Origin of the sequence: Pantoea piersonii, assembly GCF_003612015.1 — a bacterium.
Lineage (GTDB): Bacteria > Pseudomonadota > Gammaproteobacteria > Enterobacterales > Enterobacteriaceae > Pantoea > Pantoea piersonii.
In genome coordinates, this window is the sequence record NZ_RARB01000001.1 from 767,348 (window position 1) to 780,810 (window position 13,463).

The 13,463-nt window shown below is 60.5% G+C and carries 11 protein-coding genes; 4 read left to right on the forward strand and 7 right to left on the reverse strand.

Annotated features, from left to right (window positions below):
- Window positions 1-116 precede the first annotated feature (116 nt).
- The 4 genes from D7S44_RS03685 to treZ all read right to left on the reverse strand — a co-directional run bounded on the left by D7S44_RS03685 (window position 117) and on the right by treZ (window position 7,062).
- Window positions 117-302, reverse strand: a complete 186-nt coding sequence (locus tag D7S44_RS03685; protein ID WP_033747833.1) for a con-10 family general stress protein — start codon at window positions 300-302, stop codon at window positions 117-119.
- A gap of 331 nt (window positions 303-633) precedes the next feature.
- Window positions 634-2,709, reverse strand: coding sequence for a glycogen debranching protein GlgX (gene glgX, locus D7S44_RS03690; RefSeq protein WP_120452149.1), 2,076 nt, complete (start codon window positions 2,707-2,709; stop codon window positions 634-636).
- 70 nt (window positions 2,710-2,779) lie between these two features.
- Window positions 2,780-5,278, reverse strand: a complete 2,499-nt coding sequence (gene treY, locus D7S44_RS03695; RefSeq protein WP_120452151.1) for a malto-oligosyltrehalose synthase — start codon at window positions 5,276-5,278, stop codon at window positions 2,780-2,782.
- Entirely contained in the window at window positions 5,275-7,062 is a 1,788-nt protein-coding gene (treZ, locus tag D7S44_RS03700) for a malto-oligosyltrehalose trehalohydrolase (protein WP_120452154.1), read from the reverse strand. The genes treY and treZ overlap by 4 nt, the downstream gene beginning before the upstream one ends.
- Before the next feature lie 368 nt (window positions 7,063-7,430).
- On the opposite strand from treZ, the gene D7S44_RS03705 reads away from it, so the two are divergent.
- Window positions 7,431-8,885 (forward strand): sugar porter family MFS transporter, encoded by a 1,455-nt coding sequence (locus D7S44_RS03705; RefSeq protein ID WP_120452156.1) that lies wholly within the window; start codon window positions 7,431-7,433, stop codon window positions 8,883-8,885.
- A gap of 97 nt (window positions 8,886-8,982) precedes the next feature.
- A complete protein-coding gene (locus D7S44_RS03710; RefSeq protein ID WP_120452157.1) occupies window positions 8,983-9,240 on the forward strand; it encodes a hypothetical protein in 258 nt (85 codons plus the stop codon).
- Window positions 9,241-9,256: 16 nt separating this feature from the next.
- Here D7S44_RS03710 and D7S44_RS03715 read toward each other — a convergent pair whose 3' ends face one another.
- Together D7S44_RS03715 and budC are read right to left on the reverse strand one after the other, a co-directional pair.
- Window positions 9,257-9,544, reverse strand: coding sequence for a hypothetical protein (locus tag D7S44_RS03715; protein WP_120452159.1), 288 nt, complete (start codon window positions 9,542-9,544; stop codon window positions 9,257-9,259).
- Window positions 9,545-9,597: 53 nt separating this feature from the next.
- Entirely contained in the window at window positions 9,598-10,362 is a 765-nt protein-coding gene (gene budC / locus D7S44_RS03720; protein ID WP_120452161.1) for a meso-2,3-butanediol dehydrogenase, read from the reverse strand.
- Window positions 10,363-10,513: 151 nt separating this feature from the next.
- On the opposite strand from budC, the gene D7S44_RS03725 reads away from it, so the two are divergent.
- Complete coding sequence (locus tag D7S44_RS03725; RefSeq protein WP_120452163.1) at window positions 10,514-11,716, forward strand: FAD-dependent oxidoreductase; 1,203 nt, start codon at window positions 10,514-10,516, stop codon at window positions 11,714-11,716.
- 65 nt (window positions 11,717-11,781) lie between these two features.
- On the forward strand, window positions 11,782-13,062 hold the full coding sequence (locus tag D7S44_RS03730) for an MFS transporter (RefSeq protein ID WP_240629426.1): 1,281 nt from the start codon (window positions 11,782-11,784) through the stop codon (window positions 13,060-13,062).
- 7 nt (window positions 13,063-13,069) lie between these two features.
- On the opposite strand, the gene D7S44_RS03735 is transcribed toward D7S44_RS03730, so the two are convergent.
- Window positions 13,070-13,420: a DUF3147 family protein gene (locus tag D7S44_RS03735; protein ID WP_120452167.1), complete on the reverse strand. Its 351-nt coding sequence runs from the start codon at window positions 13,418-13,420 to the stop codon at window positions 13,070-13,072.
- Between the last annotated feature and the right edge of the window lie 43 nt (window positions 13,421-13,463).

Genomic DNA, 13,463 nt, shown 5'->3' on the forward strand with positions numbered 1-13,463 from the left:
ATCGGGGTAGTGCTAAGTTGAGTCGGGGCGAAGGCAAGAGCGGAAATAAAAAAGCGCCTGGGGAAAGGCGCTTTTAAATAAAGCGGCGAGAAAGGTTTTCCCGGCGCTCTCTAATATTAACTGGCACTTTTATCTGCTGCAGAACGACGGCTGAGTTTGCCGCCGACTCGACCCGCCTCGACTGCGCGTTCACGATTATATTTAAAGTTGCCGCTACTCATCTGGCCGCCTTTTTTACCTGCTTCCCGCGCTCTGTCGGGATTTTCAGCAAAATTACCTGCTCCACCACGTCGCTGAGTCATATCAATTCCTCTCTGTTTAAAATAATAAATAAAAAGAGTTTCAATGCGCTTTAACTATGGAAGAGAATGCCGATTTTGCAATGTAATATCTGAGATGAATATTTGGCTTTTCCTGTGCTTAAAATAAGGCTGCGCCAGCAAGCGAAGCCTAATTCCTTACCGCTTAAAGAAAATTTAATTAAATTTGTACACCTTTTCTAACGGCTGTACAATTTAGCTTATAGTGCTAATTTGTGATGCGTATCACATTTAAAATCGCTTTTTCTCATTATGAAATGCCCTAAAAGCGCAGCGCCCCGATCCTGAAGGCGCTGCGTGCGATTAGAGGGGGTCAGGGACGGCGGAACAGGGCGATACTGCGGCCCTCCAGCTCGAAATCCTTCTCTTTGGTAATCACCAGTCCATGTTTATCGCTGTCGGAGGTGGTCAGCTCCAGTACCCAGCCGCCTTCGCCAAACTGCGGAATGCGGAAAGGCACTGTGCCTTCAAACGGGTTGATCAGCATCAGCACATCGTGCCAGATGCCTTCTTCAGCTTGCAGATCCGGTCTGCCGATATAGACGCCCAGCGTTGAGCCTTCCTCCCACTGCTCTTCCTGCTGAAAACCGCCGCCCGCGTTGAACCATTTGATCTCCATGCCGTCACGCCAGTTTTCACGGCGCAGCAGCGGCTGCTCGGCGCGCAGGCGGATAACGTGACGCGTAAATTCGCGCAGCGCCTCCGCACTGGCCGGCAGGTTATCCCAGTGCACCCAGGAGATCTCGCTGTCCTGACAGTAGCCATTGTTGTTGCCCAGCTGGCTGCGTCCGAACTCGTCACCTGCCAGCAGCATCGGCGTACCGTGAGAGAAGAAGAGCGTGGCGAGGAAGTTGCGCTTCTGACGCTCGCGCACCGCATTAATGCCTTCATCCTCGGTCGGGCCTTCCGCGCCGTAGTTATATGAGCGGTTATCGTTATGGCCGTCGTTGTTGTCCTCGCCGTTCTCCTCGTTGTGCTTCTCGTTGTAGGAAACCAGGTCGTTCAGCGTAAAGCCATCATGGGCAGTGATAAAATTGACGCTTGCCCAGGGACGACGGCCGCGCTGATCGTAGAGATCGCCGGAACCGAGCAGGCGAGCGGCAAAATCGGTAGAGACGTTATCGCCTTTCCAGTATTCGCGCACCGTATCGCGGTATTTATCGTTCCACTCCGCCCAGCCCGGCGGGAAGCCGCCAACCTGATAGCCGCCAGGGCCGATATCCCAGGGTTCGCCAATCAGCTTCAGCTTCGACAGCACCGGATCCTGCATCATGGCGTCGAAAAAGCCGCCGCGCTGGTCGAAGCCTTCCGGCTCGCGGCCCAAAATGGTGCCGAGGTCAAAGCGGAAACCGTCGATATGCATCGATTCCGCCCAGTAGCGCAGCGAGTCCATTACCATCTGCAGCACGCGTGGATGCGAGGTATTCACCGTATTGCCGGTGCCGGTATCGTTGATGTAGTAGCGGTGCTGGTCGGGCAGGGTGCGGTAGTAAGAGAAGTTATCAATGCCCTTAAACGAGAGCGTCGGGCCAAGCTCGTTGCCTTCCGCCGTGTGGTTGTACACGACGTCGAGGATCACCTCGATACCGGCATCGTGGAAGGCGCGCACCATATCGCGGAAGCCCTGAATGCCGCGCGGCCCGTAATAGCGCGGCGCAGGCGCGAAAAAGCCGATGGAGTTGTAGCCCCAGAAGTTTTTCAGCCCTTTATCCAGCAGGTGCTGATCGTCCGGGAACCAGTGCACCGGCAGCAGCTCGACCGAGGTGATGCCCAGGCTTTTGATATAGTCGACGGTGGCTTTATGTCCCATCCCTTCGTAGGTGCCGCGCAGCGCTTCCGGCAGCGCCGAATTAAGCTGGGTGAAACCTTTAACGTGCGTCTCATAAATCACCGTATTCGGCCAGGCGATATTCGGACGGTTGCTGTCCTGCCAGTCAAACTCGTTGGGATCGATCACCCGGCACTTCGGCATAAAGGGCGCGCTGTCGCGCGTGTCGAACGTCAGGTCCTTATCCTCATGCAGCAGATCGTAGGCGAAGTGCGCCTCGTTCCAGTCGATATTGCCCGCCAGTTCGCGCGCGTAAGGATCGATCAGCAGCTTGTTGGGGTTAAAGCGGTGCCCGTTTTCCGGATCGTAAGGGCCGTAGACGCGATAGCCGTAAAGCGCGCCGGGCTTGAGACCCGGCACATAGCCGTGCCACACCTCATGGGTAAACTCCGGCAGTTCAAGACGGGCGATCTCATGCTGCCCGCTCTCATCAAACAGACAAAGCTCGACGCGCTCGGCGTGAGCGGAAAAGATGGCAAAATTAACGCCTTCGCCGTCATAGTTAGCGCCTAACTGCTGGCCCGAACCCGACGTAATAGCAAAATGTGTACCCTCAGACATTTAACCCTCTCCATTCAGTAAGACGCTATCCACAAAAACCGCGATAAATGACATAGTTCTCTCCCGCCTGTCAGACGCTGATCAGCACCAGCGGCGCGCCGCTGTTGAGTGCGACAAGGCTTAGCCGATCGGTCAGGTCACTCACTTCTCCTGTAAAAATATTGCGGTAACGACGCTGCGCCAGCGGCTCCTTCAGGGTAATAAAGGTCGCCTCGCTGTAGCGCGGACGAGCGAAAGCGAGGCGCGGCACCACCACAATCAGCGCGCTCTGCGCATCCGCGCGGGCGAAGGCGGCCGCATGCGAGGCCTCAGTGCCGTTGACCACCAGCGGCACATAGTCGCCATGGCGGAACAGGGCGTGCTGCTGCTGGCGCAGCGGCAGCAGCGTGGCGATAACCTGCTGCTTGAGCTGGCCGCTTCGCCAGCCTTCTGGCGCGGAGAAATCGCCGGTTTCGCCCAGCATCTGCTGCAGCGCGTCGAAATCGGGCTCAAGACGGTTGTCGGGATCGACCAGGCTGAAGTTCAGCGCTTCGCTGCCCTGGTAGATATCGGGCACGCCGGGCGCGGTAAGTTTAATCACCGTCTGGCTGAGCGAATTGATCAGGCCCGCGGCGATAAAAGGCAGCAGCGTCTGGCTGAAGTCCGCTAAAAAACGGGTGTTCGCGGGCGAAAGCAGGCGGCGCGCATAGTCGAGCACCGCCGTTTCGTAGGCTTCATTGCTGTCGGCCCAGTTCGTGCGCAGCTTCGCCTCGCGCAGCGCTTTCTCGACAAAACCGATAAAGCGCGGTTCGATAGCCGCGAGCTGAGCGGCATCGGGCGTGCCGGATGCGGGCCAGACGCCCGCCAGCGCCTGATAAAGCATCCACTCTACCGCCGGTTCCGGTGCAGGGCCGTCGTCAAGCGCGACCACCGCGTCACGGTTCATCTGCCGCCAGCGGGCGACATGCTCCGCCCAGCGCTGCGGCGCCTCTGACAGGGTGTAAAGGCGGGCGCGCGCATCTTCGCCGCGCTTGGTGTCGTGCGTCGAGGTGCCGGTCAGGCCATCCGGCTGGCGTTCGCGGCGGATCTGCATCTCGTCGTGAAAGCGCGCCAGTGAAAAGGGGCGCGGCAGCGGCTCTGCGCCGACCTCATTCAGCGCCAGCGCCATGTGCTGGCGGAAAAAGAGCGTATCCTCGACCGATTTCGCCATCAGCGGGCCGGTTAGCTGCTGGAAGCGAGTGCGGAAGGTCGCGGCGTCGTGGGCGAGAGAAGCGTCAAGCTCGCCGTTCATAATGCGCAGCAGAAAGTCGAGCGCCGCGGGCTGGAGGCGGGGCGCTTCGCGGCGTACCGTTTCAGCCACGCGCTGCAGCAGCGCCGCGCCTTCGGGCGGCATACCTGCCGGCGTGCCGTAGCTGCGATAGACCGGAAAGGCGACCAGCAGTTCGCGCAGCGCGGCGCGCAGATCGCTCTCCGTCAGCGTCACCTCTGACGCACTGGCCATCGCGCTCGCCAGCTTCAGCAGGGTGGTGAATTCACCTGCGAAGTTCTTGTCTGCCATCAGCTGTTTGGCGGCGCGCAGTTCGGCGCGCATATCCACCGGCTCGCCGACCGTCTGGTCGTAGGCCTGGCGCAGCGCGGCAATCTGACGGCCATCCACCAGCGCATCGGAGAGCGAAGCGATAAATTCATAGCCGGTGGTGCCGGAAACTGGCCAGTCGGCCGGAAGCTGCTCGCCTTCGCCGAGAATTTTCTCCACCGTGATGTAGCACTCCGGCCCGGCATGCTGACGCAGCTGCTCCAGATAACCTTTCGGATCGGCCAGACCGTCGACGTGATCCACGCGCAGCCCGCTGACCGCGCCCGAATGCACCAGTTCCAGGATCAGCCTGTGGCTGTCGTTAAAGACGATCGGATCTTCGACCCGCACGCCTGCCAGCCCGGTAATTTCAAAAAAGCGGCGGTAGGAGAGGTCGCTCGGCGCGTCGCGCCACGACATCAGCCGGTAGGGCTGGCGATCGTGCAGCGCCGCAATCTGCGCCTTATCGGTCAGCGCCAGCACTTCGGCTTCCTGTCCCTGCCAGCTCTCTGGCGACAGCGGATAAAAGCTTTCGTAATAGGCGAGCGCCGGTTTGCCGCTGGTTGGATCGGCCTTTATCGCGATTTCGCCCTTTTCCAGCGCCGCCTCGAAGGTATCGCCGAGGAAGGGCAGCGTCAGGCGTCGCGTCCAGTCGATATCGAAGTAGCGCGCGTAGCGGCTCTGCTCGCCGTGTTCTATCACGTCGCGCCACCAGGCGTTCTCCAGCGAGGCGGCCATATGGTTCGGCACGATATCGATAATCAGCTCCAGTCCCGCCTGCTTCAGCGTCCCGACCAGCCGGTCAAAACCGGCGCGGCCGCCGATAGCCGGATCGATCTCATTGGCGTCGGTCACGTCGTAGCCGTGAGTAGAGCCGCTGGTGGCGGTAAAGATCGGCGAAGCGTAGAGATGGGTGATGCCGAGCCGTTTAATATAGGGCACCAGCGCCGCCGCGCGGTCGAAGGTCATGCCGTTGCGAAACTGAATACGGTAGGTTGAGGCTGGAATACTCATTTGGCGTCTCCTTTAGCCAGGCGCACGACGATCGCGTTTTGCGGCAGATCGCGGCTGTTCTCCGGCCAGGCGAAAATCGTCTCTCCTGGCTGGTCAGGCAGCGGCTGCGGCGTCTCGCTGATATTCAGCGCCAGCGACAGCGTGCCGGCGGGGAAGCGCCAGCTGACCTGGATAAAGCCCTCCGCGCTGCGCTCCACGCGGCCAGCATGACCGCCCGCCGAGGCGAGCAGCGGCACAATATGCTGCTGACGCAGCGCCAGCAGACGACGCGACAGCGTCAGCCAGGCTTTCCCCTCTGCGCTCTGCAGCTTGCTCCAGTCGAGCTTCGAACGGGTAAAGGTCTCTTCAGCGTTGGGATCCGGCACGCTTTCGCCTTCATGCCCGGCGTGACCGGCAAACTCCTTCGCGCGTCCCTCGCGCACCGCTTTAGCCAGATCGCCGTGGAAATCGGTAAAGAAGAGGAAAGGGTGAGTTTCGCCATACTCTTCGCCCATAAACAGCAGCGGAATATGCGGCGAGAGCAGCAGCGTGGCGAGCAGCACCTTATTGCGCTCCGCGCCGATAAGGGTGATCAGCCTTTCGCCCAGCGCGCGGTTGCCCACCTGATCGTGGTTCTGGATAAAATCGACAAAAGCCGCAGGCGGCTGGCCGCGGCTGTCGACGCCGCGCGCCTCGCCGCTGTGGGGCGAGACTTCGCCCTGATAGGCGAAGCCTTCCGCCAGCACGCGGGCGACATATTTTTCCGGGTGCGGCGTGAAATCCTGGTAATAGGCGTGGGTTTCGCCGGTGGCGAACACGTGAACGGCGTTGTGGAAATCATCGTTCCACTCGCCGCTGAAGAGCGGCGCATTGCCCTGCGCGTCGCGCGGATGCAGAAAAACCACGTTGCGGCTGTCTTCCGTCGTGAGATGGATCGGCCGGTCGGGGATCTCCGCGCGGATGCGTTCGGCGATCTCGATCAGCGCATGTTTCTCCGACGTGTCTTCGATCTGATCGATAGCGTCGAAGCGCAGCCCGTCGAGGCGATACTCCTGCAGCCAGTAGAGCGGGGCTTCGACGATATAGCGGCGCGCAGCGTCGACGTCATAGGCGATGCCTGCGCCCCAGGGGGTGGCGCGCTCTTTATGGAAAAAGTCCGGCGCCAGCAGCGGCAGATAGTTGCCCTCCGGGCCGAAGTGGTTCAGCACGATATCCAGCACCACCGAGAGCCCATGGCCGTGCGCGGCGTCGATAAAGGCTTTGAAGTCATCAGGCGTGCCGTAAGCGGCATGCGGCGCATAGAGCAGCACGCCGTCGTAGCCCCAGCCGCGGTTGCCGCCGAACTGCGAAACCGGCAGAACCTCAATCATAGTAATGCCGAGCTCCGCCAGGTAAGGCAGCTTTTCAATCGCCGCCTGGAAGGTGCCTGCCGGGGTAAAGGTGCCGATATGCAGTTCATAAACCACGCTCTCTTCCCATGCGCGGCCTTTCCAGTCCTGGTGCTGCCAGACATAGTGCGCGGGATCGACCACCAGCGACGGGCCGTTGACCTCATCTTTCTGCGCGCGCGAGGCGGGGTCCGGCACGACCGTGCCGTCGGCCAGCACAAAATTATATTCGCTGCCGGGCGCGACACCGGTTGACAGCAGTTCGAACCAGCCATCCTCAGCGGGACTCATCTGTGTATCCTGACCGGCAAGCCGCAGGCTGACGCTCTGCTGACCGGGCGCCCAGAGACGAAAGCGAACGGCATCGTTGGCGACATATTCAGCGCCCCAGCTTTTGGTAAATGATGCTGACTCCATTCAATAACCTCGTCTGAATCAAATGTGATCGTTAAACCACACCGCGCGGCTCAGGTCCGGCGATGCAGATTGCAAAGGTAAGACGGAAACGTATACGAAACGTCGTTGACGGAGAGGGCTTATCTGCCGCGCCGCGATGCGGGGGTGCCGCAACTGGCTCTCTGCTACGCCATACGACAATCAATCATAGTCCACGCTGGAAGAGTTGCCGACGCGGCGCACGCGGCGCGGCGGCGCGCCTGGCGCTGAATGGCGGGGAAATCAGGTGACGACCATCACAAATCGGAAAGTGCATCTATACTTGTCACTCTTGCCTGTGTTGGTGAAATTATGAGCTAATTCAGGGTGTTGATACTTATGGGGTGACTGTGGAGCAGAATAAAACTGAATCAAACGACAGTGGAGCGCCTTCGGCTGATACCGTTCGCCAGCGGCTCTTTTTCGTTGTGCTGGTAGCGACCATGGGCGCGCTCGCCTTTGGCTACGACACCGGTATTATTTCCGGCGCACTGCCCTATATGACGCTGCCGCCTGCGCAGGGCGGACTGGATTTAACGCCCTTCACCGAGGGGCTGGTGACTTCGTCGCTGATCTTCGGCGCTGCGGTCGGCGCCTTTCTCAGCGGCTATGTCTCGGATCGCTTCGGCCGCCGCATAACCCTGCGCAGCCTGGCACTGCTCTTCGTCGCAGGCGCGATCGGCACCGCCGTCGCGCCTGACGTCGAGGTGATGGTTGCCATGCGTCTGCTGCTGGGTATCGCGGTGGGCGGCGGCTCGTCCACCGTACCGGTCTTTATTGCCGAAATCGCCGGGCCGCGCCACCGCGCGCCGCTGGTGAGCCGCAACGAGTTGATGATCGTTTCTGGTCAGCTGCTTGCCTATGTGGTCAGCGCCCTGATGAGCTACCTGCTGCACGACCCGAAAATGTGGCGCTATATGCTGGCGCTGGCGATGATCCCCGGCGCGCTGCTGTTTATCGGCACGTTCTTCGTACCGGCGTCGCCGCACTGGCTGGTGGCGGAAGGGCGTATTAAAGAGGCGATGCGCGTGATGAAAAAGCTGCGCGAGACGCCGCGCGAGGTGCGCAAAGAGATGGCGGCGATGCGCAAGCAGGCGCGGGAAGCGGAGCGCGGCCCGTCGGCCGGGGCGCTGCTGCGTGAGAAATGGGTGGTCCGGCTGCTGCTGCTGGGGGCTGGCATGGGTATCGTTATCCAGTTCACCGGCGTCAACGCCTTTATGTACTACACGCCGATTATTCTGAAAACCACCGGTATGGGCACCAGCGCCTCTATTGCCGCCACTATCGGCAACGGTGTGGTCTCTGTGCTGGCAGTGATGGCGGGTATTCGCGCGGTGGGGCGCTTTGGCCGCCGTCCGATGCTGATTACCGGGCTTTGCGTGGTTATTGTCGCGCAGCTGGCGCTGGGGGCAGTGCTGGTCTTTATGCCGCAGAATATGACGCAGAGCCTGCTGGCGCTCGGCTGCATTATGCTGTTCCTCTTCTTTATGCAGATGTGCATTTCGCCGGTCTACTGGCTGCTGATGTCGGAGCTGTTCCCGATGAAGGTGCGCGGCGTGCTGACCGGCACCGCCGTCTCTTTCCAGTGGATTTGTAACGCGGCGGTCGCTTTCGCCTTTCCGCCGCTGCTGGCTCTGGCAGGCAACAACACCTTCTTTATCTTTGCGGTAATTAACGTGGCGTCGCTGGCGTTTGTCGCTTTCATGCTGCCGGAAACGCGCGGCAAATCGCTGGAGCAGATCGAAACGCTGATGCGCGAGCGCTTCGGCGAAGCGGATAAAGTGGCTGCGAGCGACGCGGCTTAAGCCCAGGCTGCGGATTATCACGCTGATAATCCGCAGCTATTGCACTAAATACTATAACCGTCTGGTGGTCGGCGTGGCGTCCGGGAATAATCGCAGCATGACTACTTATCGAATCAAAGTGGGATTTCATAATCCCTCCGCGCTGACCTTCCGGGAGCTGGATATGATTCTGGCTGAAGCGTCATTCCGCGCCGCGCAGTCACAGCGCGCTGGCGTACGTTATTTCACTGAGTATGAATATGAGTCGGAAGGGGATCTCTGTTCTGTGTGCGCGCTGGCCTATAGCCACGCCTGTAAAGTGAAGAAATGTCCGCTGGTGCTGGTGGAGATGCAAAAGGCTGAGGCGGGCGTCTGAGCCGCGCCTCAGCAGGTTACAGCATTTCGTCGGCCTGGATCGGCTGCGGATGCCAGCGGTTAACCGCCTCTTTGACTTCATCTTCGCTGGGATGGCCTTCCGTCGCCACGTTATAGCGTTTGCCGTCTACCGCAATCACCGTGACGGGCAGCACGTATTGCTGGAGCTCTTCACGCTCCGGCGAGGTGCTGCTCTCCGTCTCTTCCGGCGCTTTAATCTCTACCTCTACTTCCACCTGGCCGGCTTCAAAGCTTTTCACTTCGCCGTGATAGCCCGCGCCAAAAATCAGATAATCCTGGTTCATAGTCTCTCCTGTGCATAAGCGGCATCGCACCGCGCGATGCCGTCTGTGGCGCGTTATGCCTGTTTCGGCTGCCCGTTAGAGGCGGTGATGCCGCCGTCGACCGGCAGATTGACGCCCGTGATATAGCGCGCCTCGTCGCTGGCGATAAACAGCACCGCGCTGGCGATATCTTCCGGCTCGCCAGCGCGACGCAGCGCGATGCGGTCGTAAAAGCGCTCCAGCAGCGCCTCATCATTTTTCATATCTTCAGTGAGATCGGTAAAGGTGAAGCCGGGGCAGATGGCGTTGACGCGCACGCCGTCGGCGCCGTAATCCATCGCCAGCGAGCGGGTAAAGTTCGTCACCGCGCCTTTAGCCGCATTATAGACGCTCATGCCCCAGTCGCCGCCGAGGCCGGAAACCGAGGAAATATTCACGACGTTGCCCTTAGTTTTAAGCAGGTCGGGCATAAAGTGGTGAATGCAGTAGTAAACACCGTCCAGATCAACCTTCATCAGCTTATGCCAGTCGTCCGGCTGCACCTCATGAATGCGCCCCTGCACCACGCTGCCTGCGTTGTTGACCAGCACGTCGACGCGCCCGTACTTCTCCGCCACGCGATCGCGCAGCGCCTTAACCTGATCAACCTCGGCGACGTCACACGGCGCTACCAGATGATCGCCCGCCGTCAGCATCGCCAGCGTCTTCTCCAGCTTTTCCCGGGTTCTGCCGACCAGCACCACAGCGGCGCCTTCACGGGAAAACTGTTTCGCCGTAGCCTGACCAATGCCCGATCCTGCTCCGGTGACAACGACGACTTTTCCTGTAAATCTCGACATGTTCTCTCCTTACGGTGGGGTGATTAACATTACCTTTAAGCCTGGCAGCCAGACGGGATCGTTCAAGCCAGACGGCAATATCCCTGCAATAAGTCTGTACTTTATCAATGACAGCTGGCCTACACTGTCAGGCGATAACCGAGGAGATACCATGCCATCACAGACGCTTTCCGCTGACTGCTGCATCGTCGGCGGCGGCCCGGCGGGCCTGATGACCGGATACCTGCTGGCGCGCGCGGGCCTGCAGGTGGTCGTGCTGGAAAAACACGCCGATTTCCTGCGCGACTTTCGCGGCGACACCATTCATCCCTCCACGCTGGAGGTGATGCACCACCTTGGCCTGCTGGATAAGCTGCTGGCGCTGCCGCATCAGCGCGCCGAAAAGCTGCAGGCGGAGATGGGCGGCGAAGAGGTGACGATGGCGGACTTTTCGCGTCTGCCGCTGCGCTGCCGCTTTATTGCCTTTATGCCGCAGTGGGATTTTCTTAACTTCCTTGCCGGCGAAAGCGCGGCTTTCCCCGGCTTCAGGCTGTTGCACTCAACGGCGCTCAGCGATCTGATTGTAGAGCAGGGCCGGGTGTGCGGCGTGACGGCGTTGCACGACGGGCAGCCGCTTACCATCCGCGCGCAGCTGGTGATTGGCGCGGACGGGCGGCATTCCGCGGTCAGAGAGAAAGCGGGGCTGGCGAGCCGGTCATTCGGCACGCCGCGCGACGTCATCTGGTTCCGGCTGGATAAGCAGCCGGAGGATCCGACGCTGGGCACCGGCCACACCGGGCCGCGCAATAACTTTATCGTTATCGATCGCGGCGATTACTGGCAGTGCGGCTTTACCATCCAGAAAGGGGAGTTTGAGGCGCTGCAGCGCGACGGGCTGGCGGCGCTGAAGCAGCGCATCGCCGCAGTGGCGCCCTTCAGCGCCGCGCGTCTGGAAGCGATTGACGACTGGTCACAGATCCGACTGCTGTCGATTCGCATTGACCGGCTGGAGAGATGGATGAAGCCCGGCCTGCTCTGCATCGGCGATGCGGCGCACGCCATGTCGCCCATCGGCGGGGTAGGCGTTAATCTGGCGATTCAGGATGCGGTCGCGGCCGCCAACTATCTTACGCAGCCGCTACAGCGCGGCAGGGTAAGGCTGCGCGATCTGGCGCGGGTGCAGAAGCGACGCCAGTTTCCCACCGTCGCCACCCAGTTTCTGCAAATTAAAATGAGCCGTAACCGGCCGGGTACAGGCGCTAAAAACCCGATGCCGGGCATCCTGCGGAAATGGCCGTTCCTGCGCTTTGTCTTTGGTCGTCTGCTTGGCATGGGGTTCCGCATGGAAAAACCGCGCCGCTTTATCGCGCGCTGAAGCCGAACGCGCGACGAAACCCTATACTTGACCCCATTGAGCGGCCCGTCACTAAGGATACGCCTGTGGAAAATCCTCAACTGCTTGCGCAGCGTCAGCGACGCGCGTTGATTGCTGGTTCGGTCGGCAACTTTATTGAATGGTATGAATTCGCTGTTTATGGCTTTCTCGCCACGCTGATCGCGCAGAACTTTTTTCAGCTGCAGGGGGCCTCGGCGCTCAGCAGTCTGATCCTGACTTACGCCTCGTTCGCCATCGCCTTCTTTTTTCGTCCGCTCGGTGCCGTTATTTTTGGCCGCATCGGCGACCGCGTCGGCCGCAAACCGACGCTGATCGCGGTGCTGCTGTTGATGACGCTGGCGACCACGCTGACGGGCCTGGTGCCAACCAGCGCGGCGCTGGGCATCGCCGCGCCGCTGATCCTGACCGGACTGCGTATCCTGCAGGGGCTGTTCGCGGGCGGCGAGTATGGCGGCGCGGTGTCGCTGATGACCGAGTTCGCACCGCCGGGCAAGCGCGGGCTTTACGGCGCATGGCAATCCTTTACCGTCGCGCTGGGGCTGCTGGCGGGCGCGGGCGTAGTGGCGCTGCTTTCCGGGCTGCTGAGCAGCGATGCGATGCTGGCGTGGGGCTGGCGGGTACCTTTTCTGCTGGCGCTGCCGCTCGGGCTGATTGCGCTGTGGCTACGGCTGAGCATGGAGGAGACGCCGAGCTTTATTCGGCAGCATCAGCAGCCGCGGCCGCAGGCGAGCGCTATGCAGACGCTGAAAATCATTTTGCTGGCGATAGCGCGCGTGATGCTCTGGTCAGCGGCGGGCTATACCTGGCTGGTGATTATGCCCAGCTATCTGCAGTCTGCGCTGCATACCGGCTTTAACCAGGCGCTGCTGAGCGCGGTCATATCGAACCTGGGCTTTGCGGCAACCATTCTGCCCGCCGGGTGGCTCAGCGATAAAATCGGGCGGCGGCGCGTAATGGTAGCGGCCAGTGTGTTACTGCTGCTGCTCGCCTTTCCGCTGTTAAAGCTGCTGCAGGACGAGACAACTTCGACAGCGCTCAGCGCGCTGGTGGTATTTATCGCTGGCGGCATCGTCGGGATGCTGGCGGGACCGGGCCCGGCGATGCTCGCGGAGATGTTTCCCACACAGGTGCGCTACACCGGACTTGGGCTGGCTTACTCGCTGTCGAACGCGATCTTTTCAGGCTGCGCGGGTCTGATTATTACCGGGCTGATGAAGCAGACCGGCAATCTGGATATTCCGGCATGGTATGTGATGGCGACGGCGCTGGTCAGCATTCCGGCGCTGATGACGTTGAATAAAACCGACCATCAGCAACGGCTGTAGGCTGCGCCTACATCAGCACAATGCCAAAGCGTTTTAGCAGCAGCGCCCACAGGGCGAAGAGCGCCACGGTGATGACGCAGGAGATGCCCAGCGTAGGCCAGAAGCCGGTGCGCTGGTAGAGAAACGGAAACAGAATAAACATCGGCAGCGTCGGCACGACATACCAGAAGGTGTACCAGGCGTGGGCGGCAATCTTCTCCTGCGCCTGTCCCTCCAGCTTCATCCAGATCAGCACCAGTACGGTGACCAGCGGCAGGGCGGCCAGCAAACCGCCCAGACGATCGCTGCGCTTCGCCGTTTCGGATATCAGCACCACCATAAAAGCGGTTATCGCATATTTTGAGATAAGCCAGAGCATTGTTTTTCCTGTTAGTGATTATTGAGCCGGCAGGCAGGCGCCG

What these genes read in the sequence shown, in the direction of transcription:
- glgX (WP_120452149.1), bottom strand. Translation starts at nt 2,709, where the DNA reads ATGTCTGAGGGTACACATTTTGCTATTACGTCGGGTTCGGGCCAGCAG.
- D7S44_RS03710 (WP_120452157.1), top strand. Translation starts at nt 8,983, where the DNA reads ATGACTACTTATCGAATCAAAGTGGGATTTCATAATCCCTCCGCGCTG.
- D7S44_RS03725 (WP_120452163.1), top strand. Translation starts at nt 10,514, where the DNA reads ATGCCATCACAGACGCTTTCCGCTGACTGCTGCATCGTCGGCGGCGGC.
- budC (WP_120452161.1), bottom strand. Translation starts at nt 10,362, where the DNA reads ATGTCGAGATTTACAGGAAAAGTCGTCGTTGTCACCGGAGCAGGATCG.
- treY (WP_120452151.1), bottom strand. Translation starts at nt 5,278, where the DNA reads ATGAGTATTCCAGCCTCAACCTACCGTATTCAGTTTCGCAACGGCATG.
- treZ (WP_120452154.1), bottom strand. Translation starts at nt 7,062, where the DNA reads ATGGAGTCAGCATCATTTACCAAAAGCTGGGGCGCTGAATATGTCGCC.
- D7S44_RS03735 (WP_120452167.1), bottom strand. Translation starts at nt 13,420, where the DNA reads ATGCTCTGGCTTATCTCAAAATATGCGATAACCGCTTTTATGGTGGTG.
- D7S44_RS03685 (WP_033747833.1), bottom strand. Translation starts at nt 302, where the DNA reads ATGACTCAGCGACGTGGTGGAGCAGGTAATTTTGCTGAAAATCCCGAC.
- D7S44_RS03715 (WP_120452159.1), bottom strand. Translation starts at nt 9,544, where the DNA reads ATGAACCAGGATTATCTGATTTTTGGCGCGGGCTATCACGGCGAAGTG.